The organism is Sphingobium limneticum, from assembly GCF_008710155.1.
GTDB classification, from domain to species: Bacteria; Pseudomonadota; Alphaproteobacteria; order Sphingomonadales; family Sphingomonadaceae; genus Sphingobium; species Sphingobium limneticum.
This window is the reverse complement of sequence record NZ_VYPZ01000078.1, coordinates 1-1932: the sequence shown is the minus strand read 5'-3', so window position 1 is coordinate 1932 and position 1932 is coordinate 1. Positions and strand designations below refer to the sequence as shown.

General features: G+C 64.2%; 3 protein-coding genes. All 3 read left to right on the top strand.

All coding sequences use genetic code 11. The features are described 5' to 3' along the window. On the top strand, positions 1 to 521 hold a 521-nt coding region (locus F4U94_RS23995; protein WP_150412351.1), incomplete at its 5' end, for a TonB-dependent receptor. A gap of 586 nt (positions 522 to 1107) precedes the next feature. Next, positions 1108 to 1392, top strand: a complete 285-nt coding sequence (locus F4U94_RS23990; protein ID WP_043150728.1) for a hypothetical protein — start codon at positions 1108 to 1110, stop codon at positions 1390 to 1392. Positions 1393 to 1412: 20 nt separating this feature from the next. After that, the gene (locus F4U94_RS23985) at positions 1413 to 1832 is read left to right on the top strand and encodes a periplasmic heavy metal sensor (RefSeq protein WP_037473048.1); all 420 of its coding nucleotides are present in this window, start codon (positions 1413 to 1415) and stop codon (positions 1830 to 1832) included. The last annotated feature ends 100 nt before the right edge of the window (positions 1833 to 1932 follow it).

Below are 1932 nucleotides of genomic sequence, written 5' to 3'. Positions count from 1 at the left end.
TGACCGCTGCCGTCTACCGGCTCGATCGCACCAACACCCGCGCGACCGACCCCAACGACGCCACGCGGACGGTGCTAACGGGCGCGCAGCGCAGCAAAGGGCTTGAGATCGGCCTCAACGGCGCGATCACACCCCAATGGCAAATCAGCGCCGGCTACACGCTGCAGGACGCAAAAATCCGCAAGACAACGAGTGCGGCTCCTGCCGGCCGCGAGGTCCCGCTTGTGCCCAAGCAGCAGGCTTCGCTCTGGACCCGCTACGACTTCACCCCTCGCTTGGGAGCCGGGGTCGGCGTCTACCACCAGACAAAAAGCTTCACCTCCGTCAGCAATGCCGCCGTCCTGCCTGCGTTCACCCGCGTCGATGCCGCCGCGTTCTTCAAGCTCACCCCCCACATCGAGGCGCAAATCAACGTCGAGAACCTCCTCGACAGCAATTATTTCTCGTCCGCCTACAACGATAACAACATCATGCCCGGTGCGCCGACAACCGCGCGAGCGACGGTTAGAATGAGCTTTTAGACAAAGGCTTTTCCTTTGGTGCTGGATGCTTTCACCGTAGTTGTTCAGCACGCACTAAACCGCCTCCTCGGCGGGGGGGCAGACTGAACCGCCCCATTCATTTCCTCCAGAAGTCGATAGTGTCGGTCCATCTACCGAGCCGCTACCATTCTTTGACGATTCCGCTGGCCATCGTCCAGCTCCTGCGGGCAGCGGCATGGCCATGTGCCGCTGCCCGGCTCACGAGCAATATCGGCGGCTTGTCGCCAATCGCGCTATGTGGCCGCGATAAACGTCGGCATATGTACGGCCATGCCCTTGCCGGCAGCCGCCACGCACATAATAGTCGCCGCCTCGCTTGACCTAACGAGCACCATGGTTGCCGCCGTAGCTGCGCTCGGAATGTCAACAGAGGTTAATCAGGGAAATTGAAACAGCGGGACGCGTGGATCGCCGGCCTGCGTGCGAGCTGTGAACGATTGGACGCAATGGAAAAGTGCGCCGCCGCGCCCGGGGGCGTTCCCGCTTAGTGACATTCGTTCACGTCGGATTCGAGGGGTGTTCGCCGGCCGTGCGTAAAGGATGTGAGCACGGCGGAGGAATGAACATGGATATGGATTTGGACAGCGCCTTGCGCCGCCTTGCCGAGCAGCCGCTTCATCCCCGGCTCGCTGAACTGGAAGGCGATGTCATGCGGTTGATCGCGGCGGAGCGGCGCGCCGGCGGCGGAGTGACACTGCGGACTGGCATGCTGGCAGCGGTAGGCGCAGTCGCCTTGGGAGTGGTGGGCGGCGGCTTGTCGTCCGCAGCGGCGACTGCGCAGGTGCCGGCGCTGACACCTTTCGGGCCCGCCACGCCGCTAGCGCCTTCGACCTTGCTGGCGTTCCAGTGACGAGCGGCGCCCGGAGAACGATGCTGATCGCGGCCGTCGTGTTCTTGGCAGCGATCGCAGGCGTGTGGGCTGGGCGCGAGTTGTTCCCTTCCCCACCGAGCCCGGGCGTGGAACTTCATAGCTTGCTCCACGACGGGCTCGAGCTGGACGAAGCTCAACGGACCAAGCTCGAGACGCTGGAGTCACGCTTCGCCGTTCGAAGGCGTGCCTTGGAGCTTGAACTCAGGGCCGACAACGCCCGGCTTGCCGACGCCATCGAGGCCGAACATGGTAACGGGCCGCAGGTCGCGGCGGCCGTCGATCGTTCGCACGGCGCGATGGGCGAGCTCCAAAAGGAGACGTTGAACCATATGTTCGCGATGCGGCAGATCCTGCGGCCCGACCAGGCGAGGACGTTCGACCGCGCGGTGGTTAAGGCGCTGACCGCAGACGCGCGGTGAGTCTTGAACTTTCGGCCTGCACGGACGGCGAACTCGCCGCCTTGACGCTCGCTGGACGTCAGGCCGCCTTCGCCGAGATCATGCGCCGGCACAAGGGGCC